This is a genomic window from Phytomonospora endophytica (assembly GCF_014202425.1).
Classification (GTDB): Bacteria; Actinomycetota; Actinomycetes; order Mycobacteriales; family Micromonosporaceae; genus Phytomonospora; species Phytomonospora endophytica.
Map to the genome: position 1 here is coordinate 41,160 of NZ_JACHGT010000001.1, position 18,698 is coordinate 59,857.

At 72.9% G+C, this 18,698-nt stretch carries 17 protein-coding genes; 9 read left to right on the forward strand and 8 right to left on the reverse strand.

What is annotated here, in order from left to right:
* Positions 1-840: 840 nt before the first annotated feature.
* The 3 genes from HNR73_RS00215 to HNR73_RS00225 form a co-directional block, all read right to left on the reverse strand.
* Entirely contained in the window at positions 841-1,248 is a 408-nt protein-coding gene (locus HNR73_RS00215) for a hypothetical protein (protein ID WP_184785135.1), read from the reverse strand.
* A 152-nt stretch (positions 1,249-1,400) separates the two neighbouring features.
* On the reverse strand, positions 1,401-4,172 hold the full coding sequence (locus tag HNR73_RS00220) for an AfsR/SARP family transcriptional regulator (protein WP_184785136.1): 2,772 nt from the start codon (positions 4,170-4,172) through the stop codon (positions 1,401-1,403).
* 203 nt (positions 4,173-4,375) lie between these two features.
* Entirely contained in the window at positions 4,376-5,272 is an 897-nt protein-coding gene (locus HNR73_RS00225) for a LysR family transcriptional regulator (protein WP_184785137.1), read from the reverse strand.
* Positions 5,273-5,360: 88 nt separating this feature from the next.
* Here HNR73_RS00225 and HNR73_RS00230 point away from each other — a divergent pair, with 88 nt between their 5' ends.
* Complete coding sequence (locus tag HNR73_RS00230) at positions 5,361-6,284, forward strand: DMT family transporter (protein WP_203686567.1); 924 nt, start codon at positions 5,361-5,363, stop codon at positions 6,282-6,284.
* Positions 6,285-6,303: 19 nt separating this feature from the next.
* On the opposite strand, the gene HNR73_RS00235 is transcribed toward HNR73_RS00230, so the two are convergent.
* The 4 genes from HNR73_RS00235 to HNR73_RS00250 are packed head-to-tail and all read right to left on the reverse strand — an operon-like array spanning position 6,304 to position 9,762.
* Positions 6,304-7,503 (reverse strand): ABC transporter permease, encoded by a 1,200-nt coding sequence (locus HNR73_RS00235; RefSeq protein ID WP_184785138.1) that lies wholly within the window; start codon positions 7,501-7,503, stop codon positions 6,304-6,306.
* The gene (locus HNR73_RS00240; protein ID WP_184785139.1) at positions 7,500-8,159 is read right to left on the reverse strand and encodes an ABC transporter ATP-binding protein; all 660 of its coding nucleotides are present in this window, start codon (positions 8,157-8,159) and stop codon (positions 7,500-7,502) included. The genes HNR73_RS00235 and HNR73_RS00240 overlap by 4 nt, the downstream gene beginning before the upstream one ends.
* The gene (locus HNR73_RS00245; protein ID WP_203686569.1) at positions 8,156-9,244 is read right to left on the reverse strand and encodes an efflux RND transporter periplasmic adaptor subunit; all 1,089 of its coding nucleotides are present in this window, start codon (positions 9,242-9,244) and stop codon (positions 8,156-8,158) included. Before HNR73_RS00245 ends, HNR73_RS00240 begins: the two co-directional genes overlap by 4 nt.
* The gene (locus tag HNR73_RS00250) at positions 9,241-9,762 is read right to left on the reverse strand and encodes a hypothetical protein (protein ID WP_184785140.1); all 522 of its coding nucleotides are present in this window, start codon (positions 9,760-9,762) and stop codon (positions 9,241-9,243) included. Before HNR73_RS00250 ends, HNR73_RS00245 begins: the two co-directional genes overlap by 4 nt.
* Before the next feature lie 128 nt (positions 9,763-9,890).
* Here HNR73_RS00250 and HNR73_RS00255 point away from each other — a divergent pair, with 128 nt between their 5' ends.
* The 6 genes from HNR73_RS00255 (at position 9,891) to HNR73_RS00280 (ending at position 15,500) form a co-directional block, all read left to right on the forward strand.
* Positions 9,891-10,547: a response regulator transcription factor gene (locus HNR73_RS00255; protein WP_184785141.1), complete on the forward strand. Its 657-nt coding sequence runs from the start codon at positions 9,891-9,893 to the stop codon at positions 10,545-10,547.
* A 62-nt stretch (positions 10,548-10,609) separates the two neighbouring features.
* Positions 10,610-11,692 carry a sensor histidine kinase gene (locus tag HNR73_RS00260; RefSeq protein WP_184785690.1) on the forward strand — a complete coding sequence of 361 codons (1,083 nt, stop codon included), beginning with the start codon at positions 10,610-10,612 and terminating at the stop codon, positions 11,690-11,692.
* 277 nt (positions 11,693-11,969) lie between these two features.
* On the forward strand, positions 11,970-12,875 hold the full coding sequence (locus HNR73_RS00265; protein WP_184785142.1) for an ATP-binding cassette domain-containing protein: 906 nt from the start codon (positions 11,970-11,972) through the stop codon (positions 12,873-12,875).
* A complete protein-coding gene (locus HNR73_RS00270; RefSeq protein WP_184785143.1) occupies positions 12,872-13,705 on the forward strand; it encodes an ABC transporter permease in 834 nt (277 codons plus the stop codon). The genes HNR73_RS00265 and HNR73_RS00270 overlap by 4 nt, the downstream gene beginning before the upstream one ends.
* An 11-nt stretch (positions 13,706-13,716) precedes the next feature.
* The gene (locus HNR73_RS40555) at positions 13,717-14,865 is read left to right on the forward strand and encodes a histidine kinase (protein WP_203686571.1); all 1,149 of its coding nucleotides are present in this window, start codon (positions 13,717-13,719) and stop codon (positions 14,863-14,865) included.
* Positions 14,856-15,500 (forward strand): response regulator, encoded by a 645-nt coding sequence (locus tag HNR73_RS00280; RefSeq protein WP_184785144.1) that lies wholly within the window; start codon positions 14,856-14,858, stop codon positions 15,498-15,500. The genes HNR73_RS40555 and HNR73_RS00280 overlap by 10 nt, the downstream gene beginning before the upstream one ends.
* A gap of 44 nt (positions 15,501-15,544) precedes the next feature.
* Here the strand turns inward: HNR73_RS00280 and HNR73_RS00285 are convergent, their stop codons facing one another.
* Entirely contained in the window at positions 15,545-16,339 is a 795-nt protein-coding gene (locus HNR73_RS00285) for a hypothetical protein (protein WP_184785145.1), read from the reverse strand.
* 106 nt (positions 16,340-16,445) lie between these two features.
* On the opposite strand from HNR73_RS00285, the gene HNR73_RS00290 reads away from it, so the two are divergent.
* Entirely contained in the window at positions 16,446-17,738 is a 1,293-nt protein-coding gene (locus HNR73_RS00290; RefSeq protein ID WP_184785146.1) for a hypothetical protein, read from the forward strand.
* The gene (locus HNR73_RS00295) at positions 17,732-18,697 is read left to right on the forward strand and encodes a hypothetical protein (protein ID WP_184785147.1); all 966 of its coding nucleotides are present in this window, start codon (positions 17,732-17,734) and stop codon (positions 18,695-18,697) included. Before HNR73_RS00290 ends, HNR73_RS00295 begins: the two co-directional genes overlap by 7 nt.
* The last annotated feature ends 1 nt before the right edge of the window (position 18,698 follow it).

An 18,698-nucleotide genomic window follows, 5' to 3' on the forward strand; every position in this document is an offset into this window, starting at 1 on the left:
CGCGCGAGCTCGCCTGTTGCTGCCCGGAGCCTCGGCGAGGCCCGGCGTCGCTCGGCGAGACGCCGGCTCCGGCCGAGGCCTTTCACGTGAGCCACAGCGGGGGCGTGGGGGTGCGCCGGAGCCCGCTCAGCCCCGCCCGCCCCGCCGCGCTCGCGACGTGACGCGGCCGTGGCTGGGTGCGCGCGAGCTCGCCTGTTGCTGCCCGGAGCCTCGGCGAGGCCCGGCGTCGCTCGGCGAGACGCCGGCTCCGGCCGAGGCCTTTCACGTGAGCCACGGCGGGGGTGTGGGGGTGCGCCGGAGCCCGCTCAGCCCCGCCCGCCCCGCCGCGCTCGCGACGCGGCCGTGGCCGGACGCGCTGGATCCCGCACCATCCCGCCCCGCCGCGCTCGCGAGGCGGCCGTGGCCGGGTACGCGCGAGCCCGCCTGTTGCTGTCCGGAGCCTCGGCGAGGCCCGGCGTCGCTCGGCGAGACGCCGACCCCGGCCGGGGTCTTTCACGTGAGCCACGGCGGCGTGCCCGGCCGGTGGGGTTGGGCGCGCAAAAGCCTGCGCGTTCGTGCTGGGCCTGACCGAGGGTCCGGCGTCGTATGACGAGGCGCGGGTATCGGCGGAGGGGCCTTGCGCCTGAGGTGCGGCGGCATGCCAGGTGCCCGGCGCGGGTTTCGGCCGGGGCCTTGCACCCGAGGCGCGGGTGGCGCGTTCGGCGAGCGGCTGGGCACGCTCAAGTCCGCAGGTTTCTACCCGGAGCCCCGCGAGAGTCCGGCGAGCACCCGCCCACACCTCCCCCCTCCCGACGCGACGCGGCCCCTCCCGTGAGCGGGAGGGGCCGCGTTCGGCGAGAGCTACTGATAGTTCTTCCAGGTGGCGTAGTCGCAATAGGACAACGTCACCCCGCCCTCGTTGGCCTTGCGGAGGCAGATCTTGAACTCGAAGTAGTTGCCCTCGGCCAGGTTGTGCGAGCCGCCCTCGGAGGCGCGGTTGGTGGCGCAGTTGCCGTTGCCGCCGACCCAGAACGAGTACTTGAACAGGTTCTGGCTGACGTCGGTGACCTTGAGGTACACCCCCCAGCCGTCCTCTTCGATGTCGCAGATGGTCACGATGTCGCCGTACCAGCTGACCTGGACGCGACCGCCCGGGTCGCCGTCGTCGGTCTTCATTTCGTTGTCGGCGGCCATCGCGGGGCTGGCGATGGCGAAGGACATGAGTAGGGCGGTGAACACCAAAGCGACTCGTACCGCGATCTTCTTCACTGTCCGCTCCTTTCGAAGGTCGGCCCGGCAGCCGATTCCTCGCACCGATTCGCACCGGTGGCATCCCGTCCGATCGGGAGTCGCGGCAACGATATGAACGAGCGGTAGATCCCTTGTAGACATTTCGTAGACGACTTGGATATTCGCGCGACTCACAGGCGCGCGAGTTTCCCGCGCACCTCGTCGGCCTGCGGATTGCCCAACTCGACCAGTACGGCCAGGGCCTGCCGCCAGACCCTCCGGGTCGCCTCGGTGGCGCCGGTGTCGCGGTAGGTGTCGCCGAGCCGGACCAGTGGCGTGACCACGTTGAAGCGGTCGTCGAGCTCCCGGTAGAGGCGCACGGAGTTGCGGTAGGCGCCGATGGCGAGGTCGTAGTCGGCGAGCGCGTGATGGACGTACCCGATGGTGTCCCAGGTGGACGCCTGCCCGCCGGGATCGCGCACCTCCCGCAGCACGGCCAGCGCCGACAGGCACTCGTCGAGGGCCCTGCGGTGGTCACCGAGTCTGGCCCGGTACCAGGCGAGACTGGCCAGGGCCCGGCCTTCCCCGGCGCGGTGACCGGCGAGCCGGTAGAGGGCGAGGACCTCGTCGGCGGCGCGCAGCGCGGCCTCCCAGTCGCCCTCCTCCTCGTGGCGCCAGCACAGCAGGAAACGGCAGCAGGCCTGTCCATAGTGGTCGTGGAGTTCCCGGTAGCGGTCCAGGGCCAGTGCGACGTGCTCGGCCGACTCCGTCCGCGAGCCGTGCCGGAACTGGGCCACCGCCATGAGGTAGTGCGTGGTCGCCCGGCCCGTCAGGTCCCGCGACCGGGCCGTCGCTCGCAGCGCCGTGCGGAGGGCGGCAATCCATTCGCGGCCCATGCCCTTCCGGCGCAGGAAGGGACTCATCGCCCAGGTCAGCTGCCACGCGTGGGCGTCGAGGCCGCACTTGAAGGCCGACTCGATCGCGCTGAGCAGCACGCGGTGTTCCGCGCGGAACCAGGTCACCGCCTCGTCGTGCGTCGCGTGCGCCTCGACGAGGACACCGGGGGCGCGTTCGCCGAGGGCGATCGACTCCCGGTTGGGGTCGAGGAGCCCGGCGGCGCGGTTGGCGGTGTGCAGGTAGTGGTCCATGAGCCTGCGCAGGGCCTCCTCGCGTTCTTCGCGGTGGCCGCAGCAGTAGGCCAGTTCGCAGGCGTAGGCGCGCAGGAGGTCGTGGAAGGCGTACCGGCCCGGGACGTGCTCGTCGAGCATGCGCGCCTGGTCGAGTTCGGCGAGGAGACGGCGGGCGCGCTGCGGGCTGACCCCGGCGAGGCTCGCGGCGGCGTGCACCGAGATGTCGGGACCGGCGTGCAGTCCGAGCAGCCGGAACAGGCGGGCGGCGTGCGTTCCGAGGGCGTGGAAGGACCAGGAGAAGGTCGAGCGCAGATCGGTGCCCGGGTCGCGGCTGTCGAAGGCGTCGAGGACCCCGGCGGAGGCGTCGAGCTCGTCGGCGAGGACGTCGAGACCGAAGGCGGGCTGGACGGCGGCGCGGGCGGCGACGATCGCCAGCGCGAGGGGCAGCCGTGCGCAGCGCTCGATGATCCGGTCGACGGCCTCGGGCCGTTCGCCGACGCGCGGGCGGCCGAGCCGGACGGCGAGCAGGTCGGCGGCCTCGGCACGGGTGAGGACGTCGAGGTTCATCGGATGGGCGGTCCCGGCGGCGATCAGGCCGGTGAGCTGGGTGCGGCTGGTGACCACGGCGAATCCACCGGCGGCGGCGGGCAGCAACGGGCGGATTTGCTCGGCGTCGCGGGCGTTGTCGAGGACGACGAGGACGCGCCGGTCGGCGAGCAGGCTGCGGTAGAGCGCCGACTGCGCGGCGAGCCCGGCGGGGACGCGGGCCGGCGGCACGCCGAGGGCGTCGAGGAAACCGCCGAGGGCCTCGGCCGGGTCCATGGGCGTCTTCTCCGGGTCGAAGCCGCGCAGGTTCACGTAGAGCTGGCCGTCGGGGAAGCGCTCGCGTACCGAGCGCGCCCAGTGCACGGCCAGGGCGGTCTTGCCGACACCTGCCGTGCCCGAGATCGCGCACAGGCTCGCGCCCCGGTCGAGGACGGCACCCAGCTCGGCGAGGGCCTCGGCCCGACCGCTGAAGGCCGTGATGCCCATCGGGAGTTGCGCGGCGGCGCTCCCCGAGGCCGGTGCCGCGTTCACCGTCGCCCGGCCGAGCCCGGTGTCGGCGCGCAGGATCCGCTGGTGCAGTTCGCGCAGCTCCGGACCGGGTTCGACGCCGAGCTCGTCGACGAGACGCTCACGGGTGTCGCGGAAGACCGCGAGTGCCTTGTCCTGACGCCCGGCGCGGTACAACGCCAGCATCAGCAGCGCCGCGACGTGCTCCCGCAAGGGCTGACGGGCCAGCAGCGAGCGGAGCTCGCCGATCAGTTCGATGTGCTCGCCGAGTTCGAGCCGGAGCCGGAAATACTGTTCCTCGACGTTCTCGCGGCGTTCGCGCAATTCCGCGCGCAGCCATTCCAGATCCGATTCGAGACGAACTCCACCGAGTGGTTCGGGGGAGGAGACGGCCAATGCGCGCGCGAATTCCCCGGCCGCTTCGAGAGTATTTCCGGCCTCCCAGGATTTGCGTGCGCCATTGCTGAGTTCGGTGAAATGCCACAGGTCGAGTTCGCCGGGGCGCACGACGATGCGGAATCCGTGTTCGCGCACGATCCTGGGTTCCGGGTCGGCGCCGTCGTGCAGGGCCTTGCGCAGCTGCCAGATGAACTTGCGCAGGTTGGCCTCCGCCGAGCTGGGCGGATCCTCCCAGCACAGCTCGATGAGACGTTCCGGGGTGAGGGGTTTGTTGGCGTGTAACAGCAACGCGGCCAGCACGGTGCGCTGGCGGGGTCCGCCGAGGGGCACGCTGCGACCGTCGCGCAGTACCTCCAGGGGGCCAAGGATGCGGAACTCCATCGCACACTCCGTCCTTGTGGCTTTCACGTTCGACGCGCCCGATTCTGGCACGCGCCAAGGCCGGAGGCAATGGGTGAAAACAGTGCCGGGCGGTGACCACGAACATTGCGCGTAAGGCTCGCGTATACGCGACGTCTACGTCCCGTCTACGGCGACGGGATACATTCCCGCGGGCGTATTCATATCGGTCTTTTCCGTGCGACTCATTCCGCCGCCGTCTCCCGCAGCGCGGTGATGAGGTCGTGCAGGGCGGGCTGCCCGAGCGAGGACCGGCGGACGGCGGCGTGGATCGCCCGGAACGGCCGTGGGCGGCGCACCTCGCGGACCACCACGCCCGCGTGGCGGGTGCCCAGGCCGGTCCGCGGGATCAGGCACACCCCCAGCCCGGCGGCGACGAAGCCCTGCGCGGTGGCGTAGTCGTCGCTCTCCACCACGAAACCGGGCGTGAAACCGGCGGCGGCGCAGCCGTCGAGGAGGATCTCCAGGCACGGCCCGACCGGGCCGGTCTCGGTGCTCACCCACGGTTCCCCGGCCAGGTCGGCGAGGTCGAGGACGCGTTTCCCGGCGAGGGCGTGCCCCTTGGGGAGCACCGCCAGGTAGGGATCGTCGAGCAGGTGGACCAGCTCGACACCGTCGTGCGCGCTCCCGTGCGGCCGGACGACGACGGCGAGGTCGGCCTCCCCGCGCTCGACCGCCGGCAGCGGGTCCTCGGGGTCGATGAGCCTGAGGTCGACGGCGATCCCCGGATGGTCCCGGCGCAGCCGCGCCAGCGCGGGCGGGAGCAGGGTCGCGCCCGCGGTGGCGAAGTAGCGGACCGACAGGCGCCCGGTCCGGCCTTCGCGCAGGTCGGCCAGCGCCGACTCGGCCTCGGCGACCTGTGCGCCGATCGTCCTCGCGTAGTCGCTGAGCAGCCGCCCGGCGGCGGTCGGCCGCACCCCGCGCCCGATCCGCTCCAGCAGCGCCGTCCGGGTCTCCTTCTCCAGCACGGCGATCTGCTGGCTGATCGCCGAAGGCGTGTAACCGAGGTTGGCCGCCGCGGCCGTCACCGAACCACTGGTGACCACCGCCCGGAGGATCTGCATCCTGCGCACATCGAGCATGTAGTGGAGCTTAACGGTTCATGCAGAACCTTTCGCTTGTCCTTCCAGGTACGGGCGGGCAGCGTGAAGGCCGACCGAAGGAGAACGCATGAACACCGGACGGCGAAGCCTGGCCCGCATGGCCGTGCTCGCACTGCTGTGGGGCTCGGGCTTCCTGTGGATCAAGGTCGCCCTGACCGGCGGGCTCGCCCCGATCCAGATCACCGTGGTGCGCTGCGCCCTCGGCGCCGCCGTCCTGGCCGTGCTCGCCGCCCTAGCCCGCCAGCGCCTCCCGCGCGACCGCCGCGTCTGGGGCCGGCTCGTCATCGCCGCCTTCTTCTGCAACGCCGTGCCCTTCGCGCTGTTCGCCATCGGTGAGCAGACCGTCGACTCTGGCGTCGCGGGCGTCCTCAACGCGACCACGCCCCTGTGGTCGCTGCTCATCGGCCTCGGTATGGGCACCGAACGCGGCATCCGGCCCGTCCGCGTCGCCGGGCTCGCCGTCGGCTTCGCCGGGACCCTGCTCATCTTCTCGCCGTGGCACGAGTCGGGCCTGCTCAGCTGGGGCGCGCTCGCGCTGCTCCTGGCGGCGGTCAGCTACGCCATCGCCTTCGCCTACATGGGCCGCAAACTCGTCTCCTCGGGCACCGGCCCGCTCGCCGTCTCGGCCGCGCAACTGCTCACCGCGACCGGTCTCAGCGCGCTCGCGCTGCCCGCCGGGGGACTGTCCTGGACGGGGATCACGCCGACGGCACTGGTCGCCGTGGCCGTCCTCGGCGTGTTCGGCACGGGCGTGACCTTCTACCTGAACTACCGGATCATCGCCGACGAGGGCGCCACCAGCGCCGCCACCGTCGGCTACCTCCTGCCGGTCGTCTCGGTGGCGCTCGGCGCGATCGTCCTCGACGAAGGCCTGAGCCCGCGCGTGGTCGTGGGCATGGCCGTCGTGCTGGCCGGCGTCGGGCTCACGCGGTGGAGGGGACGTTCACCGGCCACGACGGAAGACGCCCCGGTCCCGGCCGCCGCACGCTGAGGGCGGCCGGGACCTCCGCTCACGCGGCCGTCAGCGCCTCGGTCGGCGAGAGCCGCGCGGCCCGGATCGCCGGGTAGAGGCCCGCGATCGCGCCGATCACGAGGGTCGCGGCAACACCCCCGGCGCTCGCCCACACCGGAACCACCGTCGGCCACTCCCGCGTCCCGGCGTAGGTCGCGGTGACGACGACCCCGATGACGACGCCGCCGATCCCGCCGAGTGCCGACAGCAGCAGGGACTCGGCGAGGAACTGGAGCCTGATCTGCCCGCGAGTGGCCCCCAGCGAGCGTCGCAGCCCGATCTCGGATCGCCGCTCCAGCACTGAGATCACCATCGTGTTGGCCACCCCGACCCCGCCGACCAGCAGCGCCACCGCGCCCAGACCGAGCAGCAGCCCGGTGAACGCCCGGTCGGTGGCCTGGCGGGCGACGAGCGCGTCGGATGGCCGCGAGACCTTGACCTCGTTGGGGCTCCGCGGATTGGCCGTCGCGGCCAGCAGCTCCCGCACCGAGGCCACGGCGTCGTCCTCGGCGCGGGTGTAGACCGTCGTCGGGTGCCCGTCGAAGTCCAGATAGGACTCCGCGGCCGGCCACCCGATCAGCGCCGCCGTGTCCAGCTCCGGCGCCAGCGGCACCGGATCGAGCACGCCGACCACGGTGAACCACCGGCCGCCCAGCCAGACCTGCACGTCCGAAGACGTCGCCGGCACACCGAGCAGGCTCGCCGTCGAGGCTCCGAGCACCACCGCGGGGTAGCCCTCGGTCGCCGCGTTGAGCCACGTGCCACCGGCCAGTTCGGCGGCGACGGTGTCCGGCAGCCCGAGATGCGCCGCCAGGACCGCGATCCCACCCGACTCGCCCGCCGGGATCCGGTCGTTGCGGTAGACCTTCGCCCCCGGGACGGTGCCGGTCGCCGCGACCGTCGTCACCGGCCCGATCCGCGCGATCATCCCGACCGCCTCGGGCGGCAGCGTCGCGGTGCCGCCCCCGAAGGACTGGCCGGGGGTGACCGTGAGCAGGTTCGTGCCGAGCGCGGCCAGGGCCCGGTCGAGCCCGGCCCGGCTCGACGAGGAGATCCCGACCACCGCGATCATGGCCGCGATCCCGATCGCGATGCCCAGCGCCGAGAGGAACGCCCGCAACGGGCGCGTCCGCAGCCCGGCCGCGCCGACGCCGAGGACGTCGCGCGGACTCAGTCGCGCCGGGACCGGCGTCGTCACATCATCACCCCGTCTCGCAGGGACACCCGGCGTGGCAGCGACCCGGCGATGTCGAGGTCGTGGGTGATCACGACGATCGTCGTCCCGCCCGCGTTGAGCTCGTGCAACAGCGCCATCACCGCGCCGCCCGAGGCCGAGTCGAGGTTCCCGGTCGGCTCGTCGGCCAGCAGCAGCGCCGGCTCGCCGACCACCGCGCGGGCGATCGCGACCCGCTGGCGTTCACCGCCCGACAGCTCGTGCGGGACGTGCCCGAGCCGGTCGCCCAGACCGACGCGCTCCAAAGTGGACACCGCCCGGCGGCGGCGCTCCCGGACCGGCACGCCCGCGTAGAGCAGCCCGTCGGCGACGTTGTCGACGGCCGGCAGACCCGGTGCCAGGTGGAAGGACTGGAACACGAAGCCGATCCGGCTCGCCCGCAGCGCCGACAGGCGCCGGTCCGACAGGGACGCCACGTCATGCCCGTCGACCCGGACCGTCCCCGCCGAAGGCCGGTCGAGGGTCCCGATCAGGTTCAGCATCGTCGACTTCCCCGAACCCGACGGGCCCACGATCGCCAGCAGTTCGCCGCGCTCGATGGACAGCGTCACCCCGTTGAGGGCCGCGACGCCCGGATAGGTCTTGGTGACGTCCTCCAGCTCGACGACGTTCCCGCTCATGACGGCATCCCGACGGTCATGCCCTCGGCGAGTCCTGCACCGCTGACCTCGACGCGGCCACCGGCGAACAGGCCCGTCTCCACCGGGACGATCCGCGTCGCACCGGCGTCGACGACCTGCACGCCGTACCCACCGTCGCCGAGCGCCAGCAGTGCCGCGACCGGCACGGTCAGCACGTCCTCCCGCTCGGACGCGGTGAACTCGACCTTCACCGCGGCCTCCCCGAAGCCGTCGAGGGCCTTCTGGTCCTTCACCGTCACGGTGAGCCGAAGCTTGGTGACCTCCTCCTGTTCGGCGCCGTCGCCGGCGTCGATGACGGTCTCGACGGCGGTGATCTTCCCGTCGGTGCGTTTCCCGTCGGGCAGCTTGACCGTCACCGCCTCGCCCTTCTTCGCGAGGCGCTCGTCGGCCACGTCGAGGTCGACGGAGACGACCCTGGTCTTACCGGTGTAGTCGAGGATCGCCGAGCCGGGCCCGACGGCCTCACCGACCGAGACCCGGTGCGTGCCGACCCGGACCGCGCCCGGCGCGAAGAGCACACGGCCCAGCTCGACCATGCCCGTCTCGGGAAGGCCGAGGTCCTCCTGCCACGCGCGGACGGCCGTGGCGGTGGAGCCGGAGTAGGTCTCATCGACGGTGAAACCGGTGTAGCCCAGTTCGGCGAGGTTCTCCTCGAACTGCGCCACGTCGGCGCCCTCCACACCGGGCGCCAGCTCCCGGTAGGCGGGGAGTTTCCCGTACATCAGCAGCACCGGCACGTCGTCGACCCGGCACAGCGCCTTGCCGCGCCCGACCGTCGAGCCGGGCAGCGCCAGGGACGTGATCGTGCCCCCGGCCCGCGCGGTGAAGGTCGACTCACCGTCGTAGGCGAGCTCCCCGCTCTCGGACTGCGTGTCGACCAGCGTTTCCCGCTCGACGGTCGCCGTCGCGGGCGGCAGCGCCCCGCTGTCGCCGCCGCCGTCGCCGCTTGCCCCGAAGGCGTTGAAGCCCAGCGCCGCCACCGTCGCGGCCACGGCCCCACCGGCCACGACCGCGATGCCGACCGCCCGTCCCGTCCGCCGGCGGCGCTTCGCCCCGGCCGTCACGCTCCCTCCTCGTGGGTCTCGTTCGAACCGCCGGCCGGCATGAGGTCCTCGCACGCGTCCTCGGCCGCGGTGAAGTCGGCGTCGGTGCCCGGCGGCGGAGCCTCGTATTGGATCCCGCCCTTCGGCTCCGGGTCGGGGAAGTCGTCGACGCCGTGCTCCCGCATGCACTTCGCGTACGCCCGCAGCCGTTCGAGGACCTCCGCGTCCAGCTCCGGCGGCTCACCGCCGTTCGGCATGAGCTTGCGGCAGGTCTCCTCGGCGGCGTCCAGCGTCGCCCTGTCGACGCCCTCGGGGAGACTCAGCGAGCCCTCCCCGTCGGCGTTGAGCTGCGGATCCTCCATCGGAACGCCGTTGTCGCGCATGCACCGCGTATAGGCGAGCATGTCGCTCTTCGGGTCCGCCGACGGTGACGCCCCGGCCTCGCCGGCACCGTCGCCCGAACCGCACCCGGCCAGTGCCGTCGCGGCGAACACTCCGATCACCACGGCCGTCCGCCAGCGCTTCGCCGTCTGTCGCATGTCGCTTCCCTTCGCGGGGACCGGACCTTCCGGCCGCCCGGCTCGAAGTACAGCGAGACGCGGATAACCCGGGCGTCACCGAAATCGTTAACGGCCGGGAAATGTCCCCGTGCGGCAGCATGGGGGGCATGCGGATCCTGGTCGTCGAGGACGAACCCCTGCTCGCCGAGTCGGTCGCGAAGTGGCTGCGAGGCGACGCGCACGCCGTCGACGTCGTCCACGACGGCGGCGCCGCCCTCGAACGCGTCGGCGTGCACGACTACGACGTCGTCGTCCTCGACCGGGACCTGCCCGTCGTCCACGGCGACGACGTGTGCCGCGCGATCATCGAGACCGAAGGTGACACGCGGATCCTCATGCTCACCGCCGCCACCGCCGTCAGCGAACGCGTCGCCGGACTCGCCCTCGGCGCCGACGACTACCTCGCCAAGCCCTTCGCGTTCCCCGAACTCTCCGCGCGCGTCACCGCCCTCGGCCGCCGTGCCCGGCCCGCCGCCCCACCGATCCTCCAGCGTGCCGGGATCCGCCTCGACCCGCACCGCCGCGAGGTCTTCCGCGACGGCCGCTACGTTCCCCTGTCCCGCAAGGAGTTCGCCGTCCTCGCCGAACTCCTGCGCGCCGACGGCGCCGCCGTGTCGGCCGAACAGCTCCTCGAAAAGGCCTGGGACGAACACGCCGACCCCTTCACCAACGCCGTGCGCGTCGCCGTCCTCAAACTCCGCCGCAAACTCGGCGAACCGCCGATCGTGCTCACCGAACCCGGAGTGGGGTACCGGATCCCGTGAACCGCCTGACCGGACGCCTGAGGATCCGCACCCGCCTGACCCTCGTCTACGGCGGCCTCTTCATGCTCGCCGGAATCGTGCTCCTCGCGCTCACCTACGTCCTCGTCGCCCAGCGCATCCCCGCCGGCGGCGTCGAGAACAACATCAGCGGCTCCCAGGAACAGAACGGTGAGCCGGGCCTGCTGGTTACCCACATGAGTGAGGTCGTCGAAGACGCCCAGCGCGACACCGCCCGCGAGCTGATCACGCAGGGCGCGGTCGCCCTCGCGGTCGTCGGCGCCGTCGCCATCGCGCTCGGCTGGCTCCTCGCCGCGCGCCTCCTGCGGCCCCTGCACCGCGTCACCGAGACCGCCCGGCGCATCGCCGACGCCCCCGCCGCCGGACGCGGCCTGCACGAACGCATCGCCCTCGGCGGCCCGCGCGACGAGGTCCGCGAACTCGCCGACACCTTCGACGTCATGCTGGAACGGCTCGACGCGTCCTTCGACGGGCAGCGCCGCTTCATCGCCAACGCCTCCCACGAACTGCGCACGCCCCTCACCCTCAACCGCGCCCTCATCGAGGTCGCCGTCCACCGCGGCCCCGCCTCCGACGAGGTCCGCCACCTCGGCGAGACCCTGCTCGCCGTCAACGCCCGCCACGAACGGCTCATCGAAGGGCTCCTGCTGCTCGCCGACTCCGAGCGCGAGTTGACCGAACGGTCCTTCGTGGACCTCGCCGACGTGGTCGAGCACGTCGCCGGGCAGGAACCGGCGGGTTCGGTGGTCGTCAAGGCGGTCGCCGGGGAGGCGCCGACGACCGGCGATCCGGTGCTGCTGGAGCGGCTCGTGCAGAACCTCGTGGAGAACGGCGTGCGCTACAACGTCGACGGCGGCTGGGTCAGGGTCGCCAGCCGGACGGCGCCCGACGGTTCGGCCGTCGTCGAGGTGAGCAACACCGGCCCGGTGGTGCCGCGCTACGAGGTCGGATCACTGTTCGAGCCCTTCCGCCGTCTCGGTGCCGAGCGCCTCTCGGCGACCTCTCCCGGCGCCGGACTGGGCCTGTCGATCGTGCGGGCCGTCGCCCGCGCCCACGGTGGCGAGGTGCGCGCCGAACCCCGCGACGGCGGTGGTCTCGTCGTGACGGTCACCTTGCCCGAAGGATGATCCAGCGACGATCCGTCGCCGTGAAGGGCCCCGAACCGTGCATCCGTCGCCGTGCGTGCCGCTTTCACCCTCGATGTGTTCGAAGAGAAGCATTAGCGACATAATGCCCGTGGGTGCGACTCGTGCGCGCCCGGCCGCCCCCGGCGGCTCGGCGGGTCCGGTGGACGAGGGTGCGCGCCCTCGGCCACCGGACCGCGGCCGGTTACGGTCAACCCCCAGGAGGCCGAGCGGGCGTCCGCCATGGAACCTGCCCGTCCGTCGCCTTAGCTTCGGGTCCGTGATCAGCCTGAACGGACTCACCAAACGCTACGGCGACAAGATTGTCGTCAGCGACCTGTCCCTGTCCATCAAGACCGGAGCCGTCACCGGTTTCCTCGGCCCGAACGGCGCCGGGAAGTCGACGACGATGCGGATGATCGTCGGACTCGACCGGCCCAGCGCCGGGTCGGTGACCATCGGCGGCCTGCCCTACGCCCGGATCACCGAGCCGCTGCGCACGATCGGCGCGCTGCTCGACGCGCGTGCCGTGCACCCCGGCCGCAGCGGGCACGCTCACCTCGTCGCGCTCGCCCGAAGCAACGGGATCCCCCTCCGGCGCGTCGCCGAGGTGCTGGAGACCGTCGGTCTCGGCGCCGCCGCCCGCAAGCGCGCGGGCGCCCTGTCGCTGGGCATGAGCCAGCGGCTCGGGATCGCCGCCGCGCTGCTGGGCGACCCGGGGATCCTGATGTTCGACGAACCCGTCAACGGCCTCGACACCGACGGCGTGCGCTGGGTTCGCGGACTGATGCGCTCCCTGGCCGACGAGGGCCGCACGGTCTTCGTGTCGAGCCACCTGATGAGCGAGATGCAGCTGACCGCCGACCACCTCGTCGTCATCGGCAAAGGGCGGCTGATCATGGACGCGCCGCTGACCGAGGTCATCGCGCGGAGCTCGCTGACGGCGGTCGTCGCCCGGACCCCGCACGCGGGCGAACTGGCGAGCAGGCTCACCGCGGCCGGGATCGGTGTCGAGCGGCTGGGGGAGAACGAACTGGTCGCGACCGGCGCGGCGATCGAGCGGGTCGGCGACATCGCCCACGAGGCCGGTGTCCGGCTGCACGAACTGCGGACGCGGGAAGCCTCGCTGGAGCAGGCGTACCAGGAACTGACCGAAGGCAGCGTCGAGTACGGAGCGCGGACATGAACACGGCCACGTTGACCAGAACCCCCTCCGCGCGAGGCCCGCGCCTCCTCACCCGCACCCTCGCCTCGGAGTGGTCGAAGCTCTGGTCGGTCCGCTCGACCTGGTGGTGCCTCGCCTCGGCCGCCGTCCTCATGGTCCTGAGCACGCTGACCCTGGGTGGGGCGCACTCGACCGACATCGCCAACCACAACGTCCCGGAGAAGACCTTCGAGGCCAGCGAGGCGGTCGTGTCGGCCACGACCTTCGTGCAGTTCGCCCTGATCGCCATGGCGATGCTGGTGATCACCTCCGAGTACGGCTCGGGCCTGATCCGCGCCACCTTCCAGGCCACCCCCGTGCGCGGGCGCGTCCTGGCGGCGAAGGCCATGGTCCTGGCCCCGGTGATGTTCGTCGCGGGCGTCGTGACCGGCGGGATCGCGACGGCCGTCGAGTACCTGCTGCTGTCCCTCGACGCCTTCGGCGGTTCCATCCGCGTCACGCCGGCCGGCACCGTCGCCGACCTGTGCACGACCGGCGTGTACTTCGCGCTCGTCTCGCTGCTCACCGTCGGCCTCGGCGCGGCGATGCGCAGTGCCGCCGGGACGCTCACGGCGGCGTTCATGCTGGTCATGGGCCTGCCGCTGACCTTGGCGATGAGTGGCAGCCAGGTGGCGCTGGACATCTCGATGCGGATGCCGATGTTCGCCGGGCTCGCCTTCATGGGCAGCACCGACAACCTCACCGGCGGCCGGATCCCGTACTCGTCGGCCGAAGGTCTCGCCTGGCTCGTCGCGTGGGCGGTGCTGGGGCTGGTCGCGGGCCACATCGTGCTGCGCCGGCGCGACGCCTAGACTGCGCCATCGTGTCGGGTGTCCGGATCCTCCGCGGCTCGGTCGGCGTGCTCCTCGGCGCGCCGCTCGGGCTCGCGGAGCTGGTGTTCGTGTGCGTGGCCGGTCCGCTGTGGGCGGTACCGGCCGCGCGTCCCGCCGTGACCGCGGGGACCCGGCGGCTCGTCGGACTCGACCGTGCCCGGCTGCGGGCGTGGCTCGGCCACGAGACCCCGCCCGGCGACGGGAGCCTCGGCTTCCTCGCGCTCCGCGGGCTCGTCGGCGTCATCGCGGGATATGTGTGCGCGGCCTCGGGTTTCCTTGCGGCCCTGCTGCTCGGGGGAGTCGTGTGGGAGGTGATCCGCGGTGAGTCCGACAGCGTTCCGATGCGCATGCCGGGTGTGCGGATCGTGACCAACACCGGGATCCTCGGCCTGGGCGGCACCCTCATCGCCGCGGCCGTCGTGATCGCCACGGCCTTCGCGGCGGGCGCCGTGGAGCGTCGTCTCGCCGACCGTTTCCTCGGTCCCGGCACCGCCGAGCTCATGCGGCGGCGGATCGCCGAACTGACCGCGACCCGCTCGGGCATCGTGCGGGCCGTCGACGACGAGCGCCGGCGCATCGAGCGCGACCTGCACGACGGCGTCCAGCAGCGCGGGGTCGCGCTGGCGATGCTGCTCGGCCGGGCCTCGCACGCCGCCGACCCGGCCAAGGCCGCCGGGCTCGTCGAGCAGGCCTACGGCGAGTCCCGCCGGCTGCTCGACGAACTGCGCAGCGTGGCCTGGCGGATCTATCCGACGGCCCTCGACGAGCTGGGCCTGCGGGCGGCGCTGGCGGGCGTGGCGGAGCGGTCGAGCGTGCCGGTGACCGTCCACTACGGACTGTCGGGCCGGCCCGTCTCGGCGGTCGAGACCGCGCTCTATTTCGTGGCCCGGGAGGCCATCACCAACGCGGTGAAGCACGCCGGGGCCCGTGACATCCTGGTCGTGCTGGAGGAGGACGCCGGGCAGGTGAGCGTCTCGGTGTCCGACGACGGCCGTGGCGGTGCCGACGCGTCGGGCGGCGGCCTGTCGGGCCTCGCCCGCCGGGTGGAGGCGCTCGACGGCGGATTCCGCGTGACCAGCCCGCCCGGCGGCCCGACCGTCGTGGCGGCGTATCTGCCGAAGGGGGAACCGTGCGGGTGATCCTCGCCGACGACTCGGTGCTGCTCCGCGAGGGCCTGGCGAGGCTCCTGGAGGACGCCGGGCACGAGGTCGTCGCGGGCGTCGGCGACGGGCCGTCGCTGGTCGAGGCGGTCGCCGGGCTGCGCCCGGACGTCGCCGTCGTGGACGTCCGCATGCCGCCGACCCACACCGACGAGGGGCTGCGCGCGGCCTTCGAGATCCGCGAGCGCGTCCCGGGCGTCGGCGTCCTGGTGCTGTCGCAGTACGTCGAGGAGGCCTACGCCGCGAGGCTCGTCGAGCAGGACGGCGCCGGTCTCGGCTACCTCCTCAAGGACCGGGTCTCCGAGGTCGCGGGTTTCCTCGCGTCCCTGGAGCGGGTGCGGGCCGGGGAGACGGTCTTCGATCCCGAGGTGGTGCGCCAGATGCTGACCCGCACCTCCCACGCCGATCCCCTCGCGCGCCTGACCGGCCGGGAGGGCGAGGTCCTGCGCTGCCTCGCCGAGGGACTGGTCAACGCGGCGATCGCGAAGCGGCTGCACGTCTCGCTGAGCACCGTCGAGAAGCACGTCAACGCGATCATGGAGAAGCTCGATCTGGGCCGCGATCCCAGCTACAGCCGCCGGGTGCTGGCCATCCTGCGCTATCTGGGCGGCTGACCGCGCCTGTCCGGGCACCGGTCCGGACAGGCGCGGGGCTCACGTCAGGCCATCACCGAGATCGCCGAGCGCGACTCGTCGTGGGGAAGATAGTGGACGTCGACGACGCTGCCGATCTGGAGCTTCGCGACCGCCGCGGCCGGCACGAAGGGCTCCTTGCGGATCTCGAAGGTGGTCCCGTCGGGGCGGGTGATGACCACGTCGATGATCAGCTTCGGTTTCCCGTCCTGCATCTCGCCGGGGACGCTGAGACCCTTGACGACGCCCCGGGCGGGGACCCCCGTCCGCGCGATGTGCAGGGCCTCCTCGGTCACCGTGCCCTGCCGGAGCGCCAGTTGCTCCATGGCGTGACGGGCGAGCGCCTGGTCACCGGAGCGGTCGAGCTCGACCTTGTCGGTGCGGCCCGGGATGTAACGCACCGGCAGCATCCCGCCCGGCCGCAGCATCGCCAGCCGCGTGACGGGCACGACGGCCTTGGCCCGCGAACGGAAGATCTCGCCCCGGACGCCGACGACCTCCAGTTCGAAACGCACCTCGGGCTGGTCGTTGATCTGCGTACCGGTCGGGCTCACCCCGAGGATCGTGGCCATCCCGACCGGGGCGTCGCGGAACTCGCTCGTGTTCTTACCGGTCATCGCCATCATCGCGCTGTCCCCGGTCATCGCGAAGCCGACGATGAACGCCGTCAGCACCAGCGGCGGGATGATCGCGGTCGGGCCGAGCCAGTTGCCGATCGAGCTGTACGCGTCGGTGCCCTGACCGGTCAGCCCGTACCAGAGGTAGAAGGCCATCGCGCCGATGGCCAGGACCGTGATGGTGCGGCGGATGCTCTTCTTCATGGGTTTCCCTCCTCGGCGGAACTGCTCGAACCGAAGGTATGGAGACCCCGGCGGCTACCGGTCCCAGGTTTTTCGCACCCGGCCGCACGGCCCATAGGATGGCGGGATGCCGACCGCTCCGCAGCGTCCGCGCGCCCTCGTTATCCATGAGGTGTGGCGCGAGCTGCGCGGTGTCCAGGCCCTCAGCGGCCCCCAGGGCGCCCCGCTGAGCCGCACGGTCAAGCTGATCCTCGACCCGCTGGTCATCCGGCCCGTCCAGCATCCGCACTGCGCCGGGCCGCTGGTCACCGCCGAGGGCGCGGCCCGCCTCACCGAGCTGATCCGGGCGGCCGGTGCCGTGCTCGCCGACACGGCGGGCTGGTTCGCGCTGTTCAAACGGGTGCGGCGGCTGATGCGCATCACCGACGGCCACCCGCAGGACCGCTACTTCCAGCGCTGTTTCGAGCTGGCCACGACCGTCGGCACTCCCGACCCCGCCGCCGGGCGCGCGACCGTCGAGGAGGCGCTGCGCGAGATGCACGACGCCAGCGAGGGGCGCACGGTCGAGGCCCTCAAGGCCCATCTCGCCGACCCGGACCGGGCCGCCGAGCTGGCCGCGCGACTGAAGAAGTCGTGGGTCGCGCGCGACGAGACGCCCGTGCCGGGCGACCACGACGACCTGTTGACGGCCGTCCTCGACGCCTTCCCGTCGGGCGACCCCGGCCCGGGTACCCGACGGCTGACCGCGGCCCGCGCGGGAACCGCGAGCGGCCGGGCGCTGTGGGCCGTCCGCGACGCGCTCGGCGCGGGCCCGCACCCGGCCCGCGAACTGGGGCTCACCGCGCACGACGTTCCGGTCGTCCCGTCGCCCGGCGCGTCGTCGAGCGGCCCCGCCGAACCCTTCGACCGTACGGTCTACCAGCGGATCTTCACCGTCCTGCGCACCAGCGCCGACCGCGCCGAGCTGCCGCCGGTGGCCGAACTCGTCGCCGCCGAAGCCGTGCGCGCCTGCGAACCGTGGGCGCTGTCGGACGAGACCCTGCGAGTCGTCGCGGCCGTCGGTGTCCGCCTCGCCCTCGGCCTCCGACCGCTCGAAACCGGCGGCGAGACCGCCGCCCACCGCGCGGTCAACGCCCGCTGGCGCCGCGAGGCCTACGTCCTGCGCGCCCGCCGCCTCAGCCTCGCCCCCGAACCCGCCGCCGAACCGCTCACGAGAGTGGCCGGTGAACTCGCCCGCCCGTGGCGCGCCTACCTGCGCCGACTGTGGGCGCGCCTGCACGGCCGCGACGTACGCGGCCTCGGCGTGCACGACACCGAACTGTGGGACCTGCTCGACGGGGTGGCGCGCTCGGTGATCCTCGACCACCGCGACCAGGTGCGACGTGCCCTGTCGGTACACGAGACGAGCCCGGCATGGTGATCAGGATCCTGCGCGACGAGCACGGCGCCCACGTCATCACGCCCCACGACGGCCCGCCGCCCGAGATGCCCGACGTGGACGCCGCCGTGCTCGACGTCGCCGGGGGACACCTGACCTGGAGCGTGCTGTCCGACGCCGGCCCGGTCGCGGTGATCGACGACCTCGACGCCGCCCAGTCGTGGATCTGGGCCGTGTACGGGGAAGCCGCCGCCGTCGCCGACACCGGGTCGACGGTGGATGCCGACCCCGCCCTGCCCGAACTGGTGGTCGCGGCCGCGCGCCTCGCCTACGCACACTGGGCCGCGCGCTGGTGGCCCGCCTCCACGATCGACGCCATTCCCGCCCTCGACGAGACCCTCCTCGCCGAAGACCTCGCCGAACTCACCACCGAGTGCGAACTGCTCTTCGCCGCCGACGAAGCGGAGGAGGCGCCCGCGACCGTCCCCGCACGCGGCCCGTCCACCGCCTACGCGCTCGCTGCCGGGCCCTCCACCGGACCCGACAACGGCATCGTCCTCTCCCGCGGCACCACCGGCACCGACTGGCGGCGGATCCCGCCGGGCCTGGTCGACGCCTCCGAACAGGCCGTGTCCTGGCAGGTCACCCGCATCGCGGCCCAGACCGTCGTCGCCGTCAGCGCCGTCCCCGCACCCGGCCTGCCCACCGCCGTCCCCGCCCACCTGTGGCCGCACGCGACCGTGACCGGCGAGGACATCGCCCTCCGGCTGGCGGAGGACGCGTGGATCGGCGACTCGGCGCTGCCGCCCTCCACCGGCCCCGAAGTCACCGTCGACGTCCACCTCCCCGGACTCGCCGCGCCCTCCGGCCCGGGCGACCGCGCCCTGCGAACACGCGTCCGCGCCTTCGTCCACGCCCGCCTCGACGCGATCCGCGCGGGCACCCTCCCCGACCCCCTCCGCGCCGAAACCGCGGCCGCCGCGACCGAGACGGACTACTGAC

What these genes read in the sequence shown, in the direction of transcription:
- HNR73_RS00225 (WP_184785137.1), bottom strand. Translation starts at nt 5,272, where the DNA reads ATGCTCGATGTGCGCAGGATGCAGATCCTCCGGGCGGTGGTCACCAGT.
- HNR73_RS00240 (WP_184785139.1), bottom strand. Translation starts at nt 8,159, where the DNA reads ATGAGCGGGAACGTCGTCGAGCTGGAGGACGTCACCAAGACCTATCCG.
- HNR73_RS00290 (WP_184785146.1), top strand. Translation starts at nt 16,446, where the DNA reads ATGCCGACCGCTCCGCAGCGTCCGCGCGCCCTCGTTATCCATGAGGTG.
- HNR73_RS00260 (WP_184785690.1), top strand. Translation starts at nt 10,610, where the DNA reads ATGCTCGCCGGAATCGTGCTCCTCGCGCTCACCTACGTCCTCGTCGCC.
- HNR73_RS00220 (WP_184785136.1), bottom strand. Translation starts at nt 4,172, where the DNA reads ATGGAGTTCCGCATCCTTGGCCCCCTGGAGGTACTGCGCGACGGTCGC.
- HNR73_RS00295 (WP_184785147.1), top strand. Translation starts at nt 17,732, where the DNA reads ATGGTGATCAGGATCCTGCGCGACGAGCACGGCGCCCACGTCATCACG.
- HNR73_RS00230 (WP_203686567.1), top strand. Translation starts at nt 5,361, where the DNA reads ATGAACACCGGACGGCGAAGCCTGGCCCGCATGGCCGTGCTCGCACTG.
- HNR73_RS00270 (WP_184785143.1), top strand. Translation starts at nt 12,872, where the DNA reads ATGAACACGGCCACGTTGACCAGAACCCCCTCCGCGCGAGGCCCGCGC.
- HNR73_RS00255 (WP_184785141.1), top strand. Translation starts at nt 9,891, where the DNA reads ATGCGGATCCTGGTCGTCGAGGACGAACCCCTGCTCGCCGAGTCGGTC.
- HNR73_RS00250 (WP_184785140.1), bottom strand. Translation starts at nt 9,762, where the DNA reads ATGCGACAGACGGCGAAGCGCTGGCGGACGGCCGTGGTGATCGGAGTG.
- HNR73_RS00285 (WP_184785145.1), bottom strand. Translation starts at nt 16,339, where the DNA reads ATGAAGAAGAGCATCCGCCGCACCATCACGGTCCTGGCCATCGGCGCG.